Below are 16,845 nucleotides of genomic sequence, written 5' to 3' on the forward strand. Positions count from 1 at the left end.
GAACCTGCCATGAACATGCCGCTTGAAACCGCCGTGGTGGCTGCAGCGCAGCCGGTCGCGAGCACCCACCTCAAAGGGCTTTGGCTGCCTGCCCTGGGCCAGGCTTTTCTCAAGCTCGACCCACGCCAACTACGCCGGGCGCCAGTGATGCTGGTGGTCGCGCTCACCGCCGTGGCCACTACCGTACTGTGCCTGATGCCGAACGCGGCGGTGAGCACCAGCCTTGGCGCCCAACTGGCGCTGTGGTTGTGGTTTACCGTGCTGTTCGCCAACTTTGCCGAGGCCCTCGCCGAAGGCCGGGGCCGTGCCCGGGCCGACAGCCTGCGCAGCGGCAGCCAGGGCTTGCTGGCCCGCCGCCAGGATGCCGCGGGCGCCTTCCAATCCGTGCCAGCCGGCGTATTGCGCGTGGGTGACATCGTGAGGGTGGACGCTGGGGAAATGATCCCGGCCGACGGCGAAGTCATCGACGGCATCGCTGCGGTAGACGAAGCGGCGATCACGGGTGAATCGGCACCAGTGATCCGTGAATCCGGTGGCGATCGTTCCGCCGTGACCGGCAATACCCGGGTGGTATCGGATTGGCTGCTGGTGCGGGTGTCCAGCAACCCTGGAGAATCCACGGTCGACCGCATGATCGCCCTGGTGGAGGGCGCGCGTCGCCAGAAGACCCCCAACGAGATTGCCTTGGACAGCCTGCTGATCGGCCTCACCCTCATTTTCGTGATGGTGGTCGCCAGCCTGCAGCCCTTCGCGCTGTATGCAGGCGGGGACCTGCCAGCGGTGTACCTGCTGGCGCTGTTGGTCACCCTTATTCCCACCACTATCGGCGGGCTGCTGTCGGCCATCGGCATTGCCGGCATGGATCGCCTGGTGCGCCTTAACGTGATTGCCAAGTCCGGTCGGGCCGTGGAGGCGGCGGGCGACGTGCAGGTGCTGCTGCTGGACAAGACCGGCACCATCACCTTCGGCAACCGCCGCTGTACCGCCCTGTTGCCCGCCCCTGGCGTAAGCCGTGACGCCCTGGCTACCGCCGCTGTGTTTGCCTCGCTGGCCGACAGCACGGCCGAGGGCAAATCCATTCTTCAGTTCGTGGGTGGCCAACCGCCGCTGGCCGCAGGCGGCACAGGCGTGCCGTTCAGCGCCGAAACCCGGCTTTCGGGCATGGACCTCAACGGCATGCGCTATCGCAAGGGCGCGGTGGATGCCGTGCTGGCGTTCGTCGGCAGCAGCCGTAGCGAGCTCGTTGCTCCCCTGGCTCGGGAAGTCGATCGCATTGCTCAACGGGGTGGTACGCCGCTGCTGGTGAGTAGGGACAACAACCTGCTGGGCGTGATTGAGCTGACGGACGTGGTAAAGCCCGGCATTCGCGAGCGTTTTGCGGCCCTGCGCGCGCTGGGTATCCGCACCGTGATGGTGACGGGCGACAACCCGCTGACTGCCGCCGCCATTGCCGCCGAGGCCGGGGTGGATGACGTGATCGCGGAAGCGACGCCGCTGAGAAAGCTCGAACGCATCCGGGCCGAGCAGGAGCAGGGCAGGCTGGTGGCCATGTGTGGTGATGGGGCCAACGATGCGCCGGCTCTGGCCCAGGCCGACGTGGGCGTGGCCATGAACGAAGGGACTCAGGCGGCGCGGGAAGCGGCCAACATGGTGGACCTGGACAGCGACCCCACCAAGCTGCTGGACGTGGTGCGCGTGGGCAAGGAGTTACTGGTCACCCGGGGCGCGCTGACGACCTTTTCGGTGGCCAACGACGTCGCCAAATATTTTGCCATCCTTCCAGCGCTGTTCGCCGGCATCTACCCGCAGTTGAACGTGCTCAACATCATGCAGCTGGCCAGCCCGCAGAGCGCGATCCTGTCCGCCATCGTCTTCAACGCCCTGATCATCATCGTGCTGGTGCCGCTGGCGCTTCGAGGCGTGCGGGTACAAGCCCGCAGCGCGGCGCACCTGCTGCGTCGCAACCTGTTGATCTACGGGGTAGGCGGGCTGGTGGTGCCGTTCGTGGGTATCAAACTGATCGACCTGTGCCTCACCGGGCTGGGCCTGGTGTAACCCGCTATTGGAGGATTCACCATGTTGTCGTTCGTGCGCCCCGCCGTGGGCTTGTTGTTGATCATGACCGCGCTTACCGGTGTGGCTTACCCACTGCTGGTGACCGCAGTGGCCCAGCTCGCTTTTGCGCCCCAGGCGCAAGGCAGCCTGGTGCGCGATAGCCACGGCCAGGTGCGCGGCTCCGCGCTGCTGGGGCAAAAGTTCGAGGGCGCCGGCTGGTTCCGGGCTCGGCCGTCGGCAGGGGATTTTGCGACTGTTTCCAGTTCGGCCAGTAACCTGGCGGCCACCAACCCGGCGCTGGCTACACGCATTGCCGATGCCGCCAAGGCGCTGCATGACCCTTTGGCTGGCCCGGTACCGCTGGCCTTGCTGACTACCTCTGCCAGCGGGCTGGACCCGGACCTGCCGCCCGCGGCTGCGCTGTATCAGGTGCCTGCGGTGGCGCGCGCCCGGGGCCTGGCCGAAAGCGATGTGAACGCGCTGGTGGCGGATCAGGTCCGCCAACCGGTGTTCGGCCCACCGGTGGTGAACGTGTTGGCCTTGAACCTGGCGCTGGATAGGTTAACGTCGCCTTCCCGACAGCCGTGAGCGCCGCCCCGTTATGAAGTGCCGCCATGACCATTAGCGATGCCGCCCGCGCGGACGCCTTGCTGGCTGCGCTCCCGGAGCTTGGCCGGGGGCGCTTGAAAGTGTTCCTGGGCGCCGCCGCTGGCGTGGGTAAAACCTACGCCATGCTACAGGCGGCCCAGGCTCGGCAGCGCCAGGGCGTGAACGTGGTTGCCGGGGTAGTGGTCACCCACGGCCGGGCGCAAACCGAAGCGCTGCTGACCGGTTTGCCTCGGCAGCCGTTGCGTAAGGTGCAGTACCGCGACCGCTGGCTGGAAGCGCTGGACCTGGACGCCCTGCTGCAGGCGCGGCCGCGACTGGCGTTGATCGACGAACTGGCCCACGACAACGCACCGGGCAGCCGCCACGCCAAGCGCTGGCAGGATGTGCAGGAGTTACTGGCAGCCGGCATCGACGTGTATACCACGGTGAACGTTCAGCACCTGGAAAGCCTCAACGACCGCGTACGCGCAATCACCGGCGTGCGTGTGCGCGAAACCGTTCCGGACTGGCTGGTACTGACCGCCAGCGAACTGGTGCTGATCGACCTTCCACCGCATGATTTGCTGGAGCGGCTGCGCGAAGGCAAGGTGTACGTGCCCGAGCAGGCCAGGGCGGCCATCGAAGCGTTTTTCACGCCTCACCACCTGGCCGCCTTGCGTGAGCTGGCCTTGCAAACTGCGGCCGCGCAGGTCGATGCCGCCCTCGACCGCGATGGCGGTGGGCAGTCGCTACGTACCGCAAGCTTGCGCGGCCGCTTGCTGGTAGGCATTGCAGCAGACAACCAGGCCGAGCGCCTGATCCGCCATGCCAGCCTGGTTGCCCAGCGCCGACACTTGCCCTGGAGCGTGGTGCATGTGGAAAGCGGCACCCCTAAGGACGAAGCTTGCCGGCAGCAGCTGGCCCAGGCTCAGCAACTGGCTGAGCGGTTGGGGGGTGAGGTCGTGCTACTGCGCGGTGCCGACCTTGCCCGGACGCTTCTGGAGCATGCCCATGAACGCCACGCCAGCCTGCTGCTGGTAGGGCAATCCGGGGAGCGGCGCCGTTGGCGGCGAGGTGTCGCCGTGCGGTTGTTGCAAGGCGCCCCCGGGCTTGAAATCAGCGTGCTGGAGCGGGACCAGGCCTCGCCCGCCGGCAAAACGCGTGCAACGCTGAACCCCCAGCCGGCAGGGCCTTACCTGCTGGCGATGGCGGCCGCTGCCGTGGCCAGCGTGCTGGCCTATGGCATTGCCGGGTGGCTGGCGTTGCCCAACGTATCGCTCATCTTCCTCACTGCTGTGCTGTTGATAGCCGTACGTAGTGCCACAGGGCCGGCCCTGGTGTGCGCCGTGGCTTCGTTCGTGATGTATGACCTGTTGTTCATTGCGCCGCGCTATTCGCTGATGATCCAGCGCGGGGAGGACGTGCTCACGCTGCTGTTCTTCCTGGTGATGGCGACGTTGACCGGGCAGCTCGCGGGGCGCCAGCGCCGGCAATTGCAAGCGCTGCGCGAAGCCCAGGCTGAAACCGCCGAGTTGCTGGACTTTTCCCGAGGCTTGGCAGCCGCCAGCGATCATCAGGCCGTTGCGGCGGCGGCCACCGGGCATCTGGCGCGCTGGGCCGACGTGCGCGCCAGCCTGCTGGAGCGCGGCATCGATAACGCCTTGCAGGCCAGTGGTGATTTACCGGTAAACCTCAGCGCCACGGAGCGCGCAGCGGCCGACTGGGCCTGGCAGCACGGCCAGGCGGCAGGGGAGGGCAGCGGAACTCTGCCCGGCAGCCGCTGGTGGTGGTGGCCGCTGGTAGCCGACGGCCGCACCCTCGGCGTGGTGGGGTTGGCCGCTGTCGAGGGTGGGAGCATCAGCCGGCAACGGCGCCAGTTGGCCATGGCTCTTGCACAGCCTCTGGCCCAGGCGCTGGCCCGCGCCAGGCTGGCCGAGGAACTGGAAGCGGCGCGGCTGCACGGCGAAACCGAGCAACTGCGCAGCGCCTTGCTGGCATCCGTTTCCCATGACCTGCGCACACCGCTCACGGTCATGCGCGGCAGCATCGAAAGCCTGCAATCGTTGGGGGAGGTGCTGTCCCCTGTGGACAGCGCCGAGCTGCTTGAAACCACTCGGCTGGAATGCGAGCGCCTGGACCGCTATATCCAGAACCTGCTGGACATGACCCGCCTCGGCCATGGCGCGCTGACGCTCGCCAGGGACTGGATCGCCGCCGACGAGCTGATCGGGGCGGCGCTGCAGCGCTTGCGCTCGGTACTGGCGCCGTTCGCAGTCGAGGTTCTGGCCCCAGCGACGCTGCCATTGCTGTGGATACATCCGGCGCTCATAGAGCAGGCTTTGATCAATGTGCTGGAAAACGCCGCACGGTTTTCCCCGCCAGGCGGGCGCATCCTCATCGAAGCACTTCAGGACAATGACCGGCTATGCCTGACGGTGAGCGACCAGGGGCCCGGCATTCCGCCCGAAGAGCGTGAGCGGATCTTCGACATGTTCTACACCGCCGGCCGGGGCGACCGTGGCGGCCAGGGCACGGGCCTGGGGTTGGCAATCTGTCAGGGGATGGTAGGCGCGCACGGGGGGCAGGTGCTGGCAGGCGATGCCGAGGGTGGCCAGGGTACCCGCATCGCCCTATGCTTGCCGCTTCACCCGCCACCTGGCCCGCACAGCGAACCCTGAACATGCCCGACCTCGCCACTGTGCTGATTGTGGATGACGAGCCACAGATCCGTAAATTCCTGCGTATTGCGCTGGGCGCCCAAAATTACAAAGTGCTGGAAGCCGAGACCGGGGCCCAGGGCCTGGAACAGGCCGCGCTCGGCCGCCCCGACCTGATCGTGCTGGACCTGGGCCTGCCCGACATGGACGGCCAGGCGGTGCTGGCGCAACTGCGCGAATGGACGCAAACCCCCGTGCTGGTGTTGTCGGTACGGGCAAGCGAGGCGCAGAAGGTCCAAGCGCTGGACGCTGGCGCGAACGACTACGTTACCAAGCCGTTCGGTATCCAGGAGTTTCTGGCGCGGGTGAGGGCCTTGCTGCGCCAGGCCACGCCCGGGCAAGGCGAGGCGGCGACGGTACGGCTTGGCGAGCTCAACGTAGACCTGGCCGGGCGCCGGGTAACCGTGGCCGGTGCAACATTGAGCCTTACCCGCAAGGAATACGCAGTGCTGGCACAGCTGGCGCGGCACCCAGGGCGGGTTATCACCCAACGGCAGCTGCTGACCGACATCTGGGGGCCGTCACATGCCGAGGACACCCACTACCTGCGCATCGTGATCGGCCATTTGCGCCACAAGCTCGGCGACGACCCGGCCAGCCCCCGCTACATCCAGACCGAGCCCGGGGTGGGCTATCGCCTGCTGGAGGCCACGGCCGCCGATCAGGCCTTGCCTTCGTAGCGGTCGAAGGCGTCCTTGGCCATGCGCCTGCCCAGGGCGATCAATTCCGGCGCCTTGTAGAACTCGAAGAAGCGGCACACACGCTTAGGCACCTCGATCAGTACATCGGGCGGGTACCCGGCGATCTTGTACTGGGACAGTGAGGTTTGCATCACCTCGAAACTCTGGTTGATCAGGTCCAGCAAGGACGCAGGGCCTACGGTGTCCACCACCACTGCGCCGGTGGCCGACGAGGGAACGGTTTCGTCCACGCCGGCCCGGCCGCGGCGGCGTTTGGGGCGGGCTTCCATGACCGGGTCACCCATGCTGTCGGCAAGGCTGGCTGCCAAGTCGTCCGCCAGGCCGCCGGTAAACCACGGCTCGGGCGAGGCGCTCACCGGGGCCAGTACGTTGCGCTCCATCTGCAGCACCGCTTCAGCCTGGCGACGGCGCAGGGGCATGCGCGAACCGAGGGAATCGAGCAGGCGATCGAAACGGTTGCGGAACGCCGGGGGGCGTTCGATCACGGGCATCTCGAACGGCAAGGTTCCCGCGCCGTTGAGGTTGACCGCAACCACCAGGTCGCAATGGCTGGCGACCACGGGCACGATCGGCAGCGGGTTGAGCAGCCCGCCGTCCACCAGCATCCGGTTGCCCATCATCACCGGCGTGAACAGGCTGGGGATGGCCGCCGACGCGCGCATGGCCTGGTGCAGGCAGCCTTCCTGGAACCAGATTTCCTTCTGGTGGGTGAGGTCGGTGGCCACGGCGGTATAGGGAATGCGCAGGTCTTCGATGTTCAGCTCGCCCACAATGCGGCGGATCTGCCCGAATACCTTGTCGCCGCGGATCGCCCCCATCCTGAAGCTCACGTCCACCAGCCGCAGCACGTCGAGGTAGTCCAGGCGCTCGATCCAGTGGCGGTACTCCTCCAGCTTGCCTGCTGCGTAGATACCGCCCACCACCGCGCCCATGGAGCAGCCGGCAATGCAGCTGATGTCATAGCCGCGGCGCTCGATTTCCTCGATGGCGCCAATGTGCGCATAGCCCCGCGCGCCGCCCGAACCCAGTACCAATGCCACGGATTGTTTCATCAAGCCCCCTTTGGATAGGTTTCCCGCGGACGATGTGCTAACAATGCACCGTTCGTCGGCCAGGAACAATCCGCCGGCCCCGCGTGCGGCAGGCACTTTTCAACCGCCGCACCGTCTTATCTGCACGTTGCATGAATTCTGGAGTGTTCGAATCGATGAAAGCCTGGGTCTGTCTGCCTTTGCTCGCTGTACTGTTGACCGGCTGCGCCGCCAAAACCGCCTACCGCGAAAGTTGCGCCACCCAGCTCGACGCCGCCTGGCACGAACTGGACCTGGCCAAGGCCGAAGGGTTTGCCGGGACCGTAAGCTACTCCAAGGCACTGTCGCTGTTGACCGGCGCCAAGACCCAGCAGCAATTCGAAGCATTCGAAGGCTGTAGCACCAAGGCCGAGAAAGCGCGGTTCTACATTCGTGAATCGAGGGCGGGCCGCTAAGCAAGTGCGGGCCGGCCCCTCCTTGCCTGACTGACGTACGCGTTCGGGCCGCCATACCGCCAACGCGAGAGGGGTGACCATGGCTGATCCACTGGAGGCGTGCCTGGGGGCCGTCAATGAAGTACTGCTGGGCAAGCACACTCAGGTACGGCTCGCGCTGGCGTGCCTGATTGCCGATGGTCACCTGTTGATCGAAGACCTGCCCGGCATGGGCAAGACCACGCTCAGCCACACCTTGGCCAAGGTGCTGGGGCTGAGCTTTCAGCGCATTCAATTCACCTCCGACCTGCTGCCGGGTGACATCCTGGGCACCTCAGTGTTCGACAAGGACAGTGGCCGGTTCGCCTTTCATCCCGGGCCCATCTTTGCCGAGCTGGTGCTGGCTGATGAAATCAACCGTGCCACGCCTAAAAGCCAGAGCGCGTTGCTGGAGGCTATGGAGGAAGGCCAGGTCACCATCGAAGGCGCCACGCGGCCCTTGCCGCAGCCGTTTTTCGTGATTGCCACGCAAAACCCCAGCAGCCAGGGCGGCACCTTCCCCCTGCCTGAATCCCAGCTGGACCGCTTTCTGATGCGTCTGTCGCTGGGCTACCCGGCCCATGCTGCGGAGCGGGCGCTGTTACTGGGCGAAGCACGCCGGGACATGTTGCCGCGGCTGGCGCCGGTGCTGGACCACGGGCAATTGGCCCAGGCACAGGCCCGGGCCAAGGCGATCAAGGTCAGTGAGGCGCTGGTCGACTACGTGCTGCGGCTGGTCGAGGCTACGCGTACCCAGCCGCGCTTTGCCGTAGGGCTGTCGCCCCGAGGCAGCCTGGCGCTGCTGTCCGCGGCCCGAGCCTGGGCCTTGCTTGATCATCGTGACTTCGTGATGCCCGAAGACATTCAGGCGGTATTGCCCGCGGTGGCCGGCCACCGCTTGCGGGAGCGAGCCGACCCGGGTGGGCACAGTGGCGGGGCGTTGGTGCAATGGCTGCTCAGCGAGGTGCCGGCGCTGTGATCGAGCGCTGGCACGGGCGCCTGGCGCAATGGCAAGCGCGCCGGTCGCCTGCGGCGCCTCGTGTCACCCTGGACCACCGGCGTATCTACATCCTTCCCAGCTCGGCGGGGTATGGCTACCTGCTCACCACCGGGCTGGTGCTGCTGGCGGCCATCAATTACCAGAACAGCATGGCCTACGCCCTGGCCTTTACCTTGGGCGGATTATTCGTGGTCGCCATCCTTCATACCTACCGCAACCTGGGTGGGCTGGAGCTGTCCGGCGAGCCGCCTGCCTCGGTTTTTGCCGGAGAGCCCGCGTATTTCGGGCTTGCCTTGCAAAGCCACGCGCGCGAGCACCTGGGTATTCAGGTGGGCTGGGGCGCCGGGCGCATGCAGCGGTGCAATATTCCCGCGGAGCAAGGCCAGCGGCTGACCTTGTCGTGGCCAACGGAGCGCCGTGGCTGGTTATCCGCGCCGCGCATCCGCCTGGAAACCGGCTTTCCCCTCGGGCTGATACGGGCGTGGAGTTGGGTCGACCTCGGCCAGCGCGCGTTGGTGTATCCCGCGCCGGTGCCGGGGCCTTTGCCGCCACGCAGCGGGCCGGCGAGCGATGCCGAAGACCATGGCTGGCATGTGCTGGATACCGGTGTGGACGATTTTCAGGGCTTGCAGGAATACCGCCCCGGTGACTCCTGGCGTCGGCTGCACTGGAAGGCCTATTCAAAGAACCAGGCCCTGCTGATCAAGGCCTTCGCCGAGGTGCGCGGCCGCGATCCCGCGCTGGACCTCGACGCCCTCGACGGGCCCCTCGAAGAACGCTTGTCAGTGTTGTGCCATTGGGTGCTGGAGCTGGCGAGAGAAGGTCGGGCATTTTCGCTGCGCCTGCCCGGCATCGCCCTGGCCACCGCCGCCGATGAACCACATCGTGAAGCCAGCCTGCGGGCATTGGCACTGTATGGGGCTGCACCATGAAACACAGCCCGGCCATGAACACGCCAGTGATGTCCTGGCGCGGATTGCTCTGGTTGCTGTGCGCCGAGGCGCTGGTCATGGTGCCGCTCTGGTTGAACGTACCGCCGTGGCTGCTGGGGCTGTGGCTGGGGTGCAGCCTTTGGCGGGCATGGCTCACCCGCCGGCGCAAGGCAAGCCCGGGCTGGTTGGTAAAGGGCGCGCTGCTGGTGGCAACCGTTGCCGGGTTATACGTGTCGGTGGGCACGGTCATCGGGCTGGAGTTCGCCGCGGCCCTGCTGGTGGCCGCATCAGTGCTCAAGCTGCTGGAGGTCAACACCACGCGGGATGCACGGGTGGTGGTGATGCTGGGCTTCTTTTGCCTGGGCGTGGGGTACCTGTTCGACGCCAGCCTGGCCTGGGCCTTGTACAGCCTGCTGCCGCTGAGCGCGCTGCTGGCCACCCTCGTTGCGCTGGAATGCCCCCCGGGCCCGGTACTGATGCCCCTGCGCCGGGCTGGCGGCATGCTGGCCCAGGCGTTGCCACTGCTGGTAGTGCTGTTCGTGTTCTTCCCTCGTATGGGGCCGTTGTGGTCGCTGCCCATGCCGGGTGACCGAGCCCGCACGGGGCTCAGCGACACGGTGGCGCCCGGCGACATCGCAGAGCTCGCCCAGTCGGCGGAGCTGGCCTTTCGCGCGGCATTCGATGGCCCGCTACCGCCGCGCCAGGCGCTGTACTGGCGCGCGCTGACGCTCGACCGCTTCGATGGTACCCGCTGGACCCAAAGTGACCCCGGCGCGGTGCGCCAGCCTGCGGCTTGGCAACCCAAGGGGACGGCGTACCGTTATCGGGTAATCGAGGAAGCCAGCGGCCAGCCTTGGTTGTTCATGCTGGACACCGGCCGGCTGGAGGGGGCGGGCGCGCGCCAGGGGTATGATTTTCGCTGGCAACGGCCGAGAGTGATCGACCAAACCTACAGCTATGAAGCCAGTGGCTGGCCACAGGCTGTGCGCGAGCCAGGCCTTAGCGAGGCGGCCCGCCGCCAGGCCCTCGCGCTACCTGCGGGCGGCAACCCCCGTAGCCGCGAGCTGGCCGCCAGCGTCGCCGCCAGTACCACGGATCCCGCGCAGCGCGTGCGGACAGTGTTGCGGTTGTTCAACCAGCAGGACTATCACTACACCCTGCGTCCGTCCCCGCTGGGCAGCGACAGCATCGACGGCTTTCTTTTCGACACGCGCCGGGGCTTCTGCCTGCACTATGCCGGCGCTCTGACGTTCCTTCTGCGAAGCATGGGCGTGCCTGCGCGCATCGTGATTGGCTACCAGGGTGGGGAATTCAACCCGCGCGGCAATTACCTCAGCGTACGCCAATACGATGCCCATGCGTGGGTGGAGTATTGGGCGCCGGGCACCGGCTGGGAGAGCGCCGATCCCACCGCCGCCGTGGCACCGCAGCGGGTGGAAGCCGGGCTGGCCGAGGCCCTTGCCGCCGATGAACCGTTCCTGGCGGCGTCACCCTTTTCCGCCCTGCGTTACCGCAACTTCGCCTGGCTGAACGAACTGCGGCTGGGCTGGGAGAACCTTAACTACGGCTGGGAGCGCTGGGTGCTGGGTTATCAGGAGAACCAGCAGCGGCAATGGCTCAGCCAATGGTTCGCCGGCGCTGTGGATTGGCTGTTGCCGGTGGGCGGGGGCGCTACGCTATTGATCATGGCCCTGGCCATATTGCGGCCCTGGCAGCAACGCCTCGAGCCCCAGTTACGCCAGTACCGGGCCTTCGAAAAAGCGCTGCGGCGCCATGGCCTCGTTCGCGCGCCAGCGGAGGGGCCTCAGGCGTTCGCCACGCGGGCAAGCCAGGCGCTACCGGAACAGGCGCCCTACATTCAAGCCTTTACTCAAGCCTTCAGCCGGCAGCGCTATGGTGCCGAGCCGCTGGCCGGGCAGGAGGCCCTGGCCACGCTGCGCGCACTCAAGCGCCAACTGCCCCGCTTGCGACACTCACAACATGATCGGAGTTGATATGTCTTCTACCCTGGACCGGGTGATTGCCCGGCTGATTGCCACTCAGGTGCGGTTGTTGGCGTGCCAGGCACGGCTGGCCGTGGCCACTGACAGCGAAGCGCTGCATGACCTGCGTACCGCGACCCGCCGCTTGCGCAGCCTGCTGCGGCCATTGCGCGGGCTACCTGGGATCGACCGCCTCGAAGAGGCCGCGCGAGCCCTGGGCAACCTCACTACGCCGCTGCGTGATCAGGAAGTGTTGGCCAGCCACCTGCCGCACGCGCCGCAACCTTCCGAAGCGGTGTACCCCGGCGTGGCCGAGAGTACCGAACTGGGCCAGCTGCTCAGGCTGCTCGACGCCATCGTCCCGTTGCTGCGGACCTCGGCCAGTTATGGGGTGGGCGACAAGCTAGACCGCACGCTGAAGAAGTCTCTCGGCAAACAGTGGCGCAAACTGGCGAAGGCCATGAAAGATCCCGGCCACGACCGCCATCGTCTTCGCTTGCTGATCAAGCGGGTACGTTACGGCGGTGAAGCGTATCCCGAACATGATCCGGTTGCCCAAGGCTTGGCCAAGGCGCTGAAGAATGCGCAAGGCGCCTTGGGGGACTGGCATGACCGTGTTCAGTGGCTGCATCAGGCCGATGCGCAGCCGGCGTTGGCCAGCTATCGGCCCCAATGGCAAACGGAGCTGCACAAAGCCGAGGGTTTGGCGGATAAGGCCCTTGCGCGCCTCGAGCGGGCCATGGCAAAACGCTGACTTGCGTGAGCGGCCGAGGGGCACCAGATGGAATTTCGTGAACTGTTGCACGCCGTGCGGGAGAACGCCGGGGCGGTATGCATCCCGCAGGATTGGTCACAGGGCCGGGCCGGTTTCGGCGGGCTGATGGCGGCCTTGCTTTATGAAGCCATGCGGCTGCGGCTGGCAGAGCAGGGGCTGGGCGACCGTCCGGTGCGCTCGCTGGCGATCAGCTTCGTGGCGCCGGCGGCCTTGGATGTGCCCACCTCATTCGAGGTGGAGGTGCTGCGCTCGGGCAAGTCTGTGGTGTCGGTGCTGGGCAAGGCCGTGCAGGCAGGGGGCGTGGTCACGCTGATCCAGGGCAGCTTCGGCGCCGCCCGGGCCTCGCGGATTGCTGCGAGCGCCATGCCTGCGCCAGAGCTCAAACCGCTGGAGCAGTGTGTTTCGCTGGAATACATCGAAGGGCTCACACCCCAGTACCTCAAGCACCTGCACATGCGCTGGGGGATCGGCGGCTTGCCCTTCAGCAATACGCCGTCACCGGCAATCGGAGGCTGGGTTCGGTTAAGGGGAGAAAGCCAGCCTTCCACGCTGGACGAAGCTCATCTGCTGGCGCTGGTAGACGCCTGGCCACCCGCCGTATTGCCGCATCTCGCGGCACCGGCGGCCGGCAGCACACTCACCTGGACGATCGAATTCATGCAGCCCGTGCGTCACCTGGACGGGCAGGGCTGGTATCGGTATCGGGCGTTGATCGAGCATGCGGCCGATGGCTACGGCCATACTTCGGCCGCGTTGTGGAGCGCCGAGGGCGAACTGCTCGCCCTCAGCCGGCAGACGGTAACGGTATTCGGCTAGTGTCAGTGCGCGTCGCCCTGGTGTGGTTTGCTCAGGGCGGCGACCAGGCAGATCGCGCCGATCACCACTTCCAACGCATTGGCGGTGGCGAACCCCAGGCCCACCAGGGCCAAGGCGATAACCAGTAATGGCAAGGTAAACATCGAAGCCGAAGTACCGCCGGTGTCCAGGGTACAGTTCCCGGGCATACGGCCCGCGGTACGGCAAGCGAGGCGTCTAAGCATGGCGTGAACTCCAAATGGATGCGAATGATTCTGGATACAAGATTAGTCCAGCGCTCAGGTTCGAGCGAATCGTCCTTTCCTATGGGCCTTATAGCTGCTGCTTAAGTTTCAACCATTCGCCCAGTGGCATGCCTTATGGCCGCTTTACCCTTGGGCTGCCGGCGCCTCGGGGAGTGTGAAAAAGGCCCTGGCACAGGCGCTGGTGTGCGCGGCCAGCTCGGCTTCACTTTCGCCGCGATGCCGCGCGACTTCCCGCACCACCTCGGTAAGGAACGCCGGCTCATTGCGGCCATTCTTGGGCTTCGGGCGCAGGGTGCGTGGCAACAACCAGGGCGCATCGCTTTCAAGCATCAGCCTGCCGCGCGGGATGCTGCCCACCAGCGGGTGCAAATGGCTGCCGCGGCGTTCATCGCAGATCCATCCCGTGATGCCGATATGAAGGTCCAGGTCGAGGTAACCGAACAATTCGTCACGACCTGCGGTGAAGCAGTGCACTACCGCCGCCGGGAGGCGATCTCGCCATTCCCGCAGGATGGGCAACAACCGCGCCGCGGCATCGCGCTCGTGAAGGAATACCGGCAGGCGATGTTCAGCCGCCAGGGCAAGCTGCTCCTCGAGCGCGCGTTCCTGCTGCGGGCGAGGGGAAAAGTCCCGGTTGAAATCCAGCCCGCATTCGCCCACCGCACGCACCCGCTCATGGCGCAGTAACCCTTCGATACGGCGACGGGTATCGGCGTTCCAGGCCTTGGCATCGTGAGGGTGGACCCCGGCGGTGCTGAACAGTGCCTGGCCCGACGGGTCCAGCCGTTCGGCCAGTTCAATGGCCTGCTCGCTCACGTCGGCGCTGGTGCCAGTGATGACCATTTGCACCACGCCCGCTTCGGTGGCCCTGCGTAAAAGCTCAGCATGCTGCTCGTCGAATGCCGGGTTGGTCAGGTTGACGCCGATGTCGATGAGTTGCATGGTGGCTCCTTTCAGGCTGAGGCCGGAAAGCATACCAAAGCTACACCCTTATAAATAAAACCCGACGCTGGCAAGCCGGCGCGGTTTTGGTAGCCCCCAGCGGTACGGAGGGGGCGGGCTTTTTACCTCGGAGCACATATGAAAGGTCCCGCTGTTGGCCGGGCGTTGCGCCTGGCCACACTCGCGCTTTTCGTTTTCGCCGGCGCCGCTGCGCTGGCAGAGCCCCACCACGCCACACCCCCGGCACGCGATCTGAATCAGATCCGCCAGGCCAAAGTGTTACGGGTGGTGGTCAACCAAAGCCGTAACAGTTCCACCACCGTTGCGGGTGAAGCGATCGGTGTGGAAGACCAGCGCCTCAAAGCCTTCGAGGCGTACCTTAACGGCCAGCCCGGGCGCCATCCTCAGGTGCGCCTCAAGGCTGTGCCCCGGCCCAAGGGGCAGTTGCTGGCGGCGTTGCAGCGGGGCGAGGCCGATCTTGCCGCGCCCGGCGAGGCGCTGCCGCTTCCCGCCAGTTCGCACACCGTTACCGCGGCTACCACTGTCGCCGACACGGCGCTGGTACTGGTGCAGCCTCGGCGGCATCGCGCAATCACCACGCTCGACCAGCTTGCGGGCAAGCGGCTGGTGCTGGTTGCCGGAAGCGCGGCAGAGGAGGCGGTCAATCGGGCCAATGCTCAGTTGGCGGCGCGGCACCGCCCGCCGATCACCGTGGAGTGGGCCGATGCAAGCCTGGGCGTGGAAGACGTTCTGGACATGGTCAGCGCGGGTGTGTACGCCGTCACGTTGGTGGAGCAACCCATCGCCGAGCGCTGGGTGAAGCTGATGCCAGACCTGCGCATCGACCGCCGTGTACCGTTCCATGCACCTGCCCCCATGAGCTGGTATGTACGCGAAGACGCACCGCAGCTCAGCGACAGCGTGCGCGAGTTCCTGGGGCAATACCGCGCGCCGGCGAACCAGGACAAGGCGCTGCTCGATGCCTGCCGCGCGCTTTACCAAACCCAGAACCCTTTGCAGCACGACGATCGCGCCCGGCTCGAAGCGCTGCGGCCGGTATTGCAACGCAATGCCCGGCAGCAAGGCCTGGACTGGCTGGACCTGGCGGCGCTGGCGTACAAGGAATCGGACCTGGAACCCGATGCCAAGGGTGGCAGCGGCGCCAGCGGGCCGTTGCAGATCACCCCGGCGGCAGCGCGCCGCGTGGGGGTGAAAAACGTGAGCGAACTGGACGACAACGTGAAGGCCGCGGCGCGCTACCTGGCATTGATCCGCCGTAATTTCTTTAACGAGAAGGGTATGCAAGAGCGTGAGCGGATGGCGTTCGTGCTGGCGGCCTACAACATGGGCCCGGAACGCGTGCAACGCTTCAGGGCCCAAGCGAAGCAGCGCGGGCTAGACCCGAACCGCTGGTTCTTCCAGGTAGAGCGCGTAGCCACGGAGAATGTAGGCCTGGCGCCGGTGCGTTACGTGAACAACGTGAACAAGTACTACCTGGCGTTCGACCGCGCACGCGAGTCCCTCGAGCCGAGGTAGCCTGTTCGCGAGCTGCGCCTGCGGCTTCGCTGGCTCCTACAAGAGGCGCAGCGTGCCCCGCCGTTGACACCTGCCACCACGGCTACTAGGATCCCTCCATGCGCCGATTTAGACAGCTACTTGCGGGGCGCCTGGGCTTTCACCAAAGCCTGAAATACCGCTAAAGCGCTGGCTCGGTGTCGCCTCGCACCTGCCCGCGAAACCCGTGAGGCGGAGTCCGTATCCATGAGTTGTCCGCGCCCAATCGTTTGCCTTGCCCCCTTGCCGGGCTCTTCACTGGCTTCACATATCCCAAGCATTCTGCTGGTAGGTGGCCATCAACCTACGCTGCTGCGTTGCCTCGATGGTTGGCCCCGCCGCAATGGAAAATCGGCACCGTTTTCCGTCCGCTTTCTGGAGCCGGGCCAGCCGCTGGAACAGTTCGCCGATAACCGTTTCGATCTTGCCGTGGTGCAGTCGCCGCCTGCGGAGCAGGCCCCTGCCGTGATCGCCGCGCTCACCCGGGTGGCAAGGCAAGGGCTGCTGACGTTCAGGTGAACGGCCCTCAGGGCGTGTATTCGATCCGGTTGATGATCCAGCACACTTCACCAGTGGGCGTGGGTACCATCACCTCGTCGCCTTCTTCTTTTTTCAGCAGGGCCCGGGCCATGGGCGCATCGATGGAAATGTAATCGTTGCGCCCGTAGATTTCGTCGTAGCCCACGATGCGGAAGCGGCGCAGCTCGCCTTCCAGGTTTTCCACCTCCACCCAGGCACCGAAAAACACCCGGCCTTCCTGCTCGGGGGCGTAGTCCACTACCCGGATGTCTTCCAGCCGCTTGCGCAGGTAGCGCACCCGGCGGTCGATCTCGCGCAGCAGCTTCTTGTTGTATTGGTAATCGGCGTTCTCGCTGCGATCGCCGAGCGAGGCGGCCCACTGCACCTTCTGGGTGATTTCCGGGCGGGTGACGCGCCACAGTTGGTCCAGCTCGGCTTTCAGCGTGTCGAACCCCGCGCGGGTAATGATGTTGGTACTCAAGCAACCTCCTGGCATGCGCTGTTGCGCGCCACCC

The 16,845-nt window shown here is 66.1% G+C and carries 16 protein-coding genes; 12 read left to right on the forward strand and 4 right to left on the reverse strand.

Translation table 11 applies throughout. From position 1 onward, the window contains the following. Positions 1-9 precede the first annotated feature (9 nt). From kdpB to AC3Z8Y_RS06865, 4 genes are read left to right on the forward strand one after another with little or no spacing between them, the layout of a single operon-like run. Complete coding sequence (kdpB, locus tag AC3Z8Y_RS06850; protein ID WP_490089008.1) at positions 10-2,055, forward strand: potassium-transporting ATPase subunit KdpB; 2,046 nt, start codon at positions 10-12, stop codon at positions 2,053-2,055. A 21-nt stretch (positions 2,056-2,076) separates the two neighbouring features. After that, positions 2,077-2,643, forward strand: a complete 567-nt coding sequence (gene kdpC, locus AC3Z8Y_RS06855) for a potassium-transporting ATPase subunit KdpC (RefSeq protein WP_490089009.1) — start codon at positions 2,077-2,079, stop codon at positions 2,641-2,643. Between the two features lie 32 nt (positions 2,644-2,675). Continuing rightward, entirely contained in the window at positions 2,676-5,321 is a 2,646-nt protein-coding gene (locus tag AC3Z8Y_RS06860; protein WP_490089953.1) for an ATP-binding protein, read from the forward strand. 2 nt (positions 5,322-5,323) lie between these two features. Further along, positions 5,324-6,040, forward strand: coding sequence for a response regulator (locus tag AC3Z8Y_RS06865; protein WP_490089010.1), 717 nt, complete (start codon positions 5,324-5,326; stop codon positions 6,038-6,040). On the opposite strand, the gene AC3Z8Y_RS06870 is transcribed toward AC3Z8Y_RS06865, so the two are convergent. After that, complete coding sequence (locus AC3Z8Y_RS06870; RefSeq protein WP_490089011.1) at positions 6,022-7,113, reverse strand: patatin-like phospholipase family protein; 1,092 nt, start codon at positions 7,111-7,113, stop codon at positions 6,022-6,024. The genes AC3Z8Y_RS06865 and AC3Z8Y_RS06870 overlap by 19 nt on opposite strands. A gap of 155 nt (positions 7,114-7,268) precedes the next feature. Here AC3Z8Y_RS06870 and AC3Z8Y_RS06875 point away from each other — a divergent pair, with 155 nt between their 5' ends. The 6 genes from AC3Z8Y_RS06875 (at position 7,269) to AC3Z8Y_RS06900 (ending at position 13,070) form a co-directional block, all read left to right on the forward strand. Continuing rightward, positions 7,269-7,547, forward strand: coding sequence for a hypothetical protein (locus AC3Z8Y_RS06875; RefSeq protein ID WP_181118935.1), 279 nt, complete (start codon positions 7,269-7,271; stop codon positions 7,545-7,547). A gap of 79 nt (positions 7,548-7,626) precedes the next feature. Further along, the gene (locus AC3Z8Y_RS06880) at positions 7,627-8,544 is read left to right on the forward strand and encodes an AAA family ATPase (RefSeq protein ID WP_490089012.1); all 918 of its coding nucleotides are present in this window, start codon (positions 7,627-7,629) and stop codon (positions 8,542-8,544) included. Then, complete coding sequence (locus tag AC3Z8Y_RS06885; RefSeq protein WP_490089013.1) at positions 8,514-9,497, forward strand: DUF58 domain-containing protein; 984 nt, start codon at positions 8,514-8,516, stop codon at positions 9,495-9,497. Before AC3Z8Y_RS06880 ends, AC3Z8Y_RS06885 begins: the two co-directional genes overlap by 31 nt. Continuing rightward, positions 9,494-11,491 (forward strand): transglutaminase TgpA family protein, encoded by a 1,998-nt coding sequence (locus AC3Z8Y_RS06890; protein ID WP_490089014.1) that lies wholly within the window; start codon positions 9,494-9,496, stop codon positions 11,489-11,491. The genes AC3Z8Y_RS06885 and AC3Z8Y_RS06890 overlap by 4 nt, the downstream gene beginning before the upstream one ends. A 1-nt stretch (position 11,492) precedes the next feature. Beyond that, the gene (locus AC3Z8Y_RS06895; protein ID WP_490089015.1) at positions 11,493-12,233 is read left to right on the forward strand and encodes a CHAD domain-containing protein; all 741 of its coding nucleotides are present in this window, start codon (positions 11,493-11,495) and stop codon (positions 12,231-12,233) included. Between the two features lie 27 nt (positions 12,234-12,260). After that, on the forward strand, positions 12,261-13,070 hold the full coding sequence (locus tag AC3Z8Y_RS06900) for an acyl-CoA thioesterase (RefSeq protein WP_490089016.1): 810 nt from the start codon (positions 12,261-12,263) through the stop codon (positions 13,068-13,070). Between the two features lie 2 nt (positions 13,071-13,072). Here the strand turns inward: AC3Z8Y_RS06900 and AC3Z8Y_RS06905 are convergent, their stop codons facing one another. Continuing rightward, positions 13,073-13,294 carry a hypothetical protein gene (locus AC3Z8Y_RS06905; protein WP_490089017.1) on the reverse strand — a complete coding sequence of 74 codons (222 nt, stop codon included), beginning with the start codon at positions 13,292-13,294 and terminating at the stop codon, positions 13,073-13,075. Positions 13,295-13,438: 144 nt separating this feature from the next. Continuing rightward, positions 13,439-14,257 carry a TatD family hydrolase gene (locus tag AC3Z8Y_RS06910; protein WP_490089018.1) on the reverse strand — a complete coding sequence of 273 codons (819 nt, stop codon included), beginning with the start codon at positions 14,255-14,257 and terminating at the stop codon, positions 13,439-13,441. Positions 14,258-14,395: 138 nt separating this feature from the next. Here AC3Z8Y_RS06910 and AC3Z8Y_RS06915 point away from each other — a divergent pair, with 138 nt between their 5' ends. Next, entirely contained in the window at positions 14,396-15,793 is a 1,398-nt protein-coding gene (locus tag AC3Z8Y_RS06915) for an MltF family protein (protein ID WP_490089019.1), read from the forward strand. A gap of 225 nt (positions 15,794-16,018) precedes the next feature. After that, a complete protein-coding gene (locus tag AC3Z8Y_RS06920; protein ID WP_490089020.1) occupies positions 16,019-16,330 on the forward strand; it encodes a class I SAM-dependent methyltransferase in 312 nt (103 codons plus the stop codon). 7 nt (positions 16,331-16,337) lie between these two features. On the opposite strand, the gene greB is transcribed toward AC3Z8Y_RS06920, so the two are convergent. Next, on the reverse strand, positions 16,338-16,811 hold the full coding sequence (greB, locus tag AC3Z8Y_RS06925; RefSeq protein WP_490089021.1) for a transcription elongation factor GreB: 474 nt from the start codon (positions 16,809-16,811) through the stop codon (positions 16,338-16,340). Positions 16,812-16,845: the final 34 nt, after the last annotated feature.

It is taken from the genome of Pseudomonas sp. 3MAES_34.3B (assembly GCF_058145875.1).

Coding starts and splice junctions, on each gene's coding strand:
- kdpB (WP_490089008.1), top strand. CDS start 10: ATGAACATGCCGCTTGAAACCGCCGTGGTGGCTGCAGCGCAGCCGGTC.
- kdpC (WP_490089009.1), top strand. CDS start 2,077: ATGTTGTCGTTCGTGCGCCCCGCCGTGGGCTTGTTGTTGATCATGACC.
- AC3Z8Y_RS06865 (WP_490089010.1), top strand. CDS start 5,324: ATGCCCGACCTCGCCACTGTGCTGATTGTGGATGACGAGCCACAGATC.
- AC3Z8Y_RS06870 (WP_490089011.1), bottom strand. CDS start 7,113: ATGAAACAATCCGTGGCATTGGTACTGGGTTCGGGCGGCGCGCGGGGC.
- AC3Z8Y_RS06875 (WP_181118935.1), top strand. CDS start 7,269: ATGAAAGCCTGGGTCTGTCTGCCTTTGCTCGCTGTACTGTTGACCGGC.
- AC3Z8Y_RS06880 (WP_490089012.1), top strand. CDS start 7,627: ATGGCTGATCCACTGGAGGCGTGCCTGGGGGCCGTCAATGAAGTACTG.
- AC3Z8Y_RS06885 (WP_490089013.1), top strand. CDS start 8,514: ATGGCTGCTCAGCGAGGTGCCGGCGCTGTGATCGAGCGCTGGCACGGG.
- AC3Z8Y_RS06890 (WP_490089014.1), top strand. CDS start 9,494: ATGAAACACAGCCCGGCCATGAACACGCCAGTGATGTCCTGGCGCGGA.
- AC3Z8Y_RS06895 (WP_490089015.1), top strand. CDS start 11,493: ATGTCTTCTACCCTGGACCGGGTGATTGCCCGGCTGATTGCCACTCAG.
- AC3Z8Y_RS06900 (WP_490089016.1), top strand. CDS start 12,261: ATGGAATTTCGTGAACTGTTGCACGCCGTGCGGGAGAACGCCGGGGCG.
- AC3Z8Y_RS06905 (WP_490089017.1), bottom strand. CDS start 13,294: ATGCTTAGACGCCTCGCTTGCCGTACCGCGGGCCGTATGCCCGGGAAC.
- AC3Z8Y_RS06910 (WP_490089018.1), bottom strand. CDS start 14,257: ATGCAACTCATCGACATCGGCGTCAACCTGACCAACCCGGCATTCGAC.
- AC3Z8Y_RS06915 (WP_490089019.1), top strand. CDS start 14,396: ATGAAAGGTCCCGCTGTTGGCCGGGCGTTGCGCCTGGCCACACTCGCG.
- AC3Z8Y_RS06920 (WP_490089020.1), top strand. CDS start 16,019: ATGAGTTGTCCGCGCCCAATCGTTTGCCTTGCCCCCTTGCCGGGCTCT.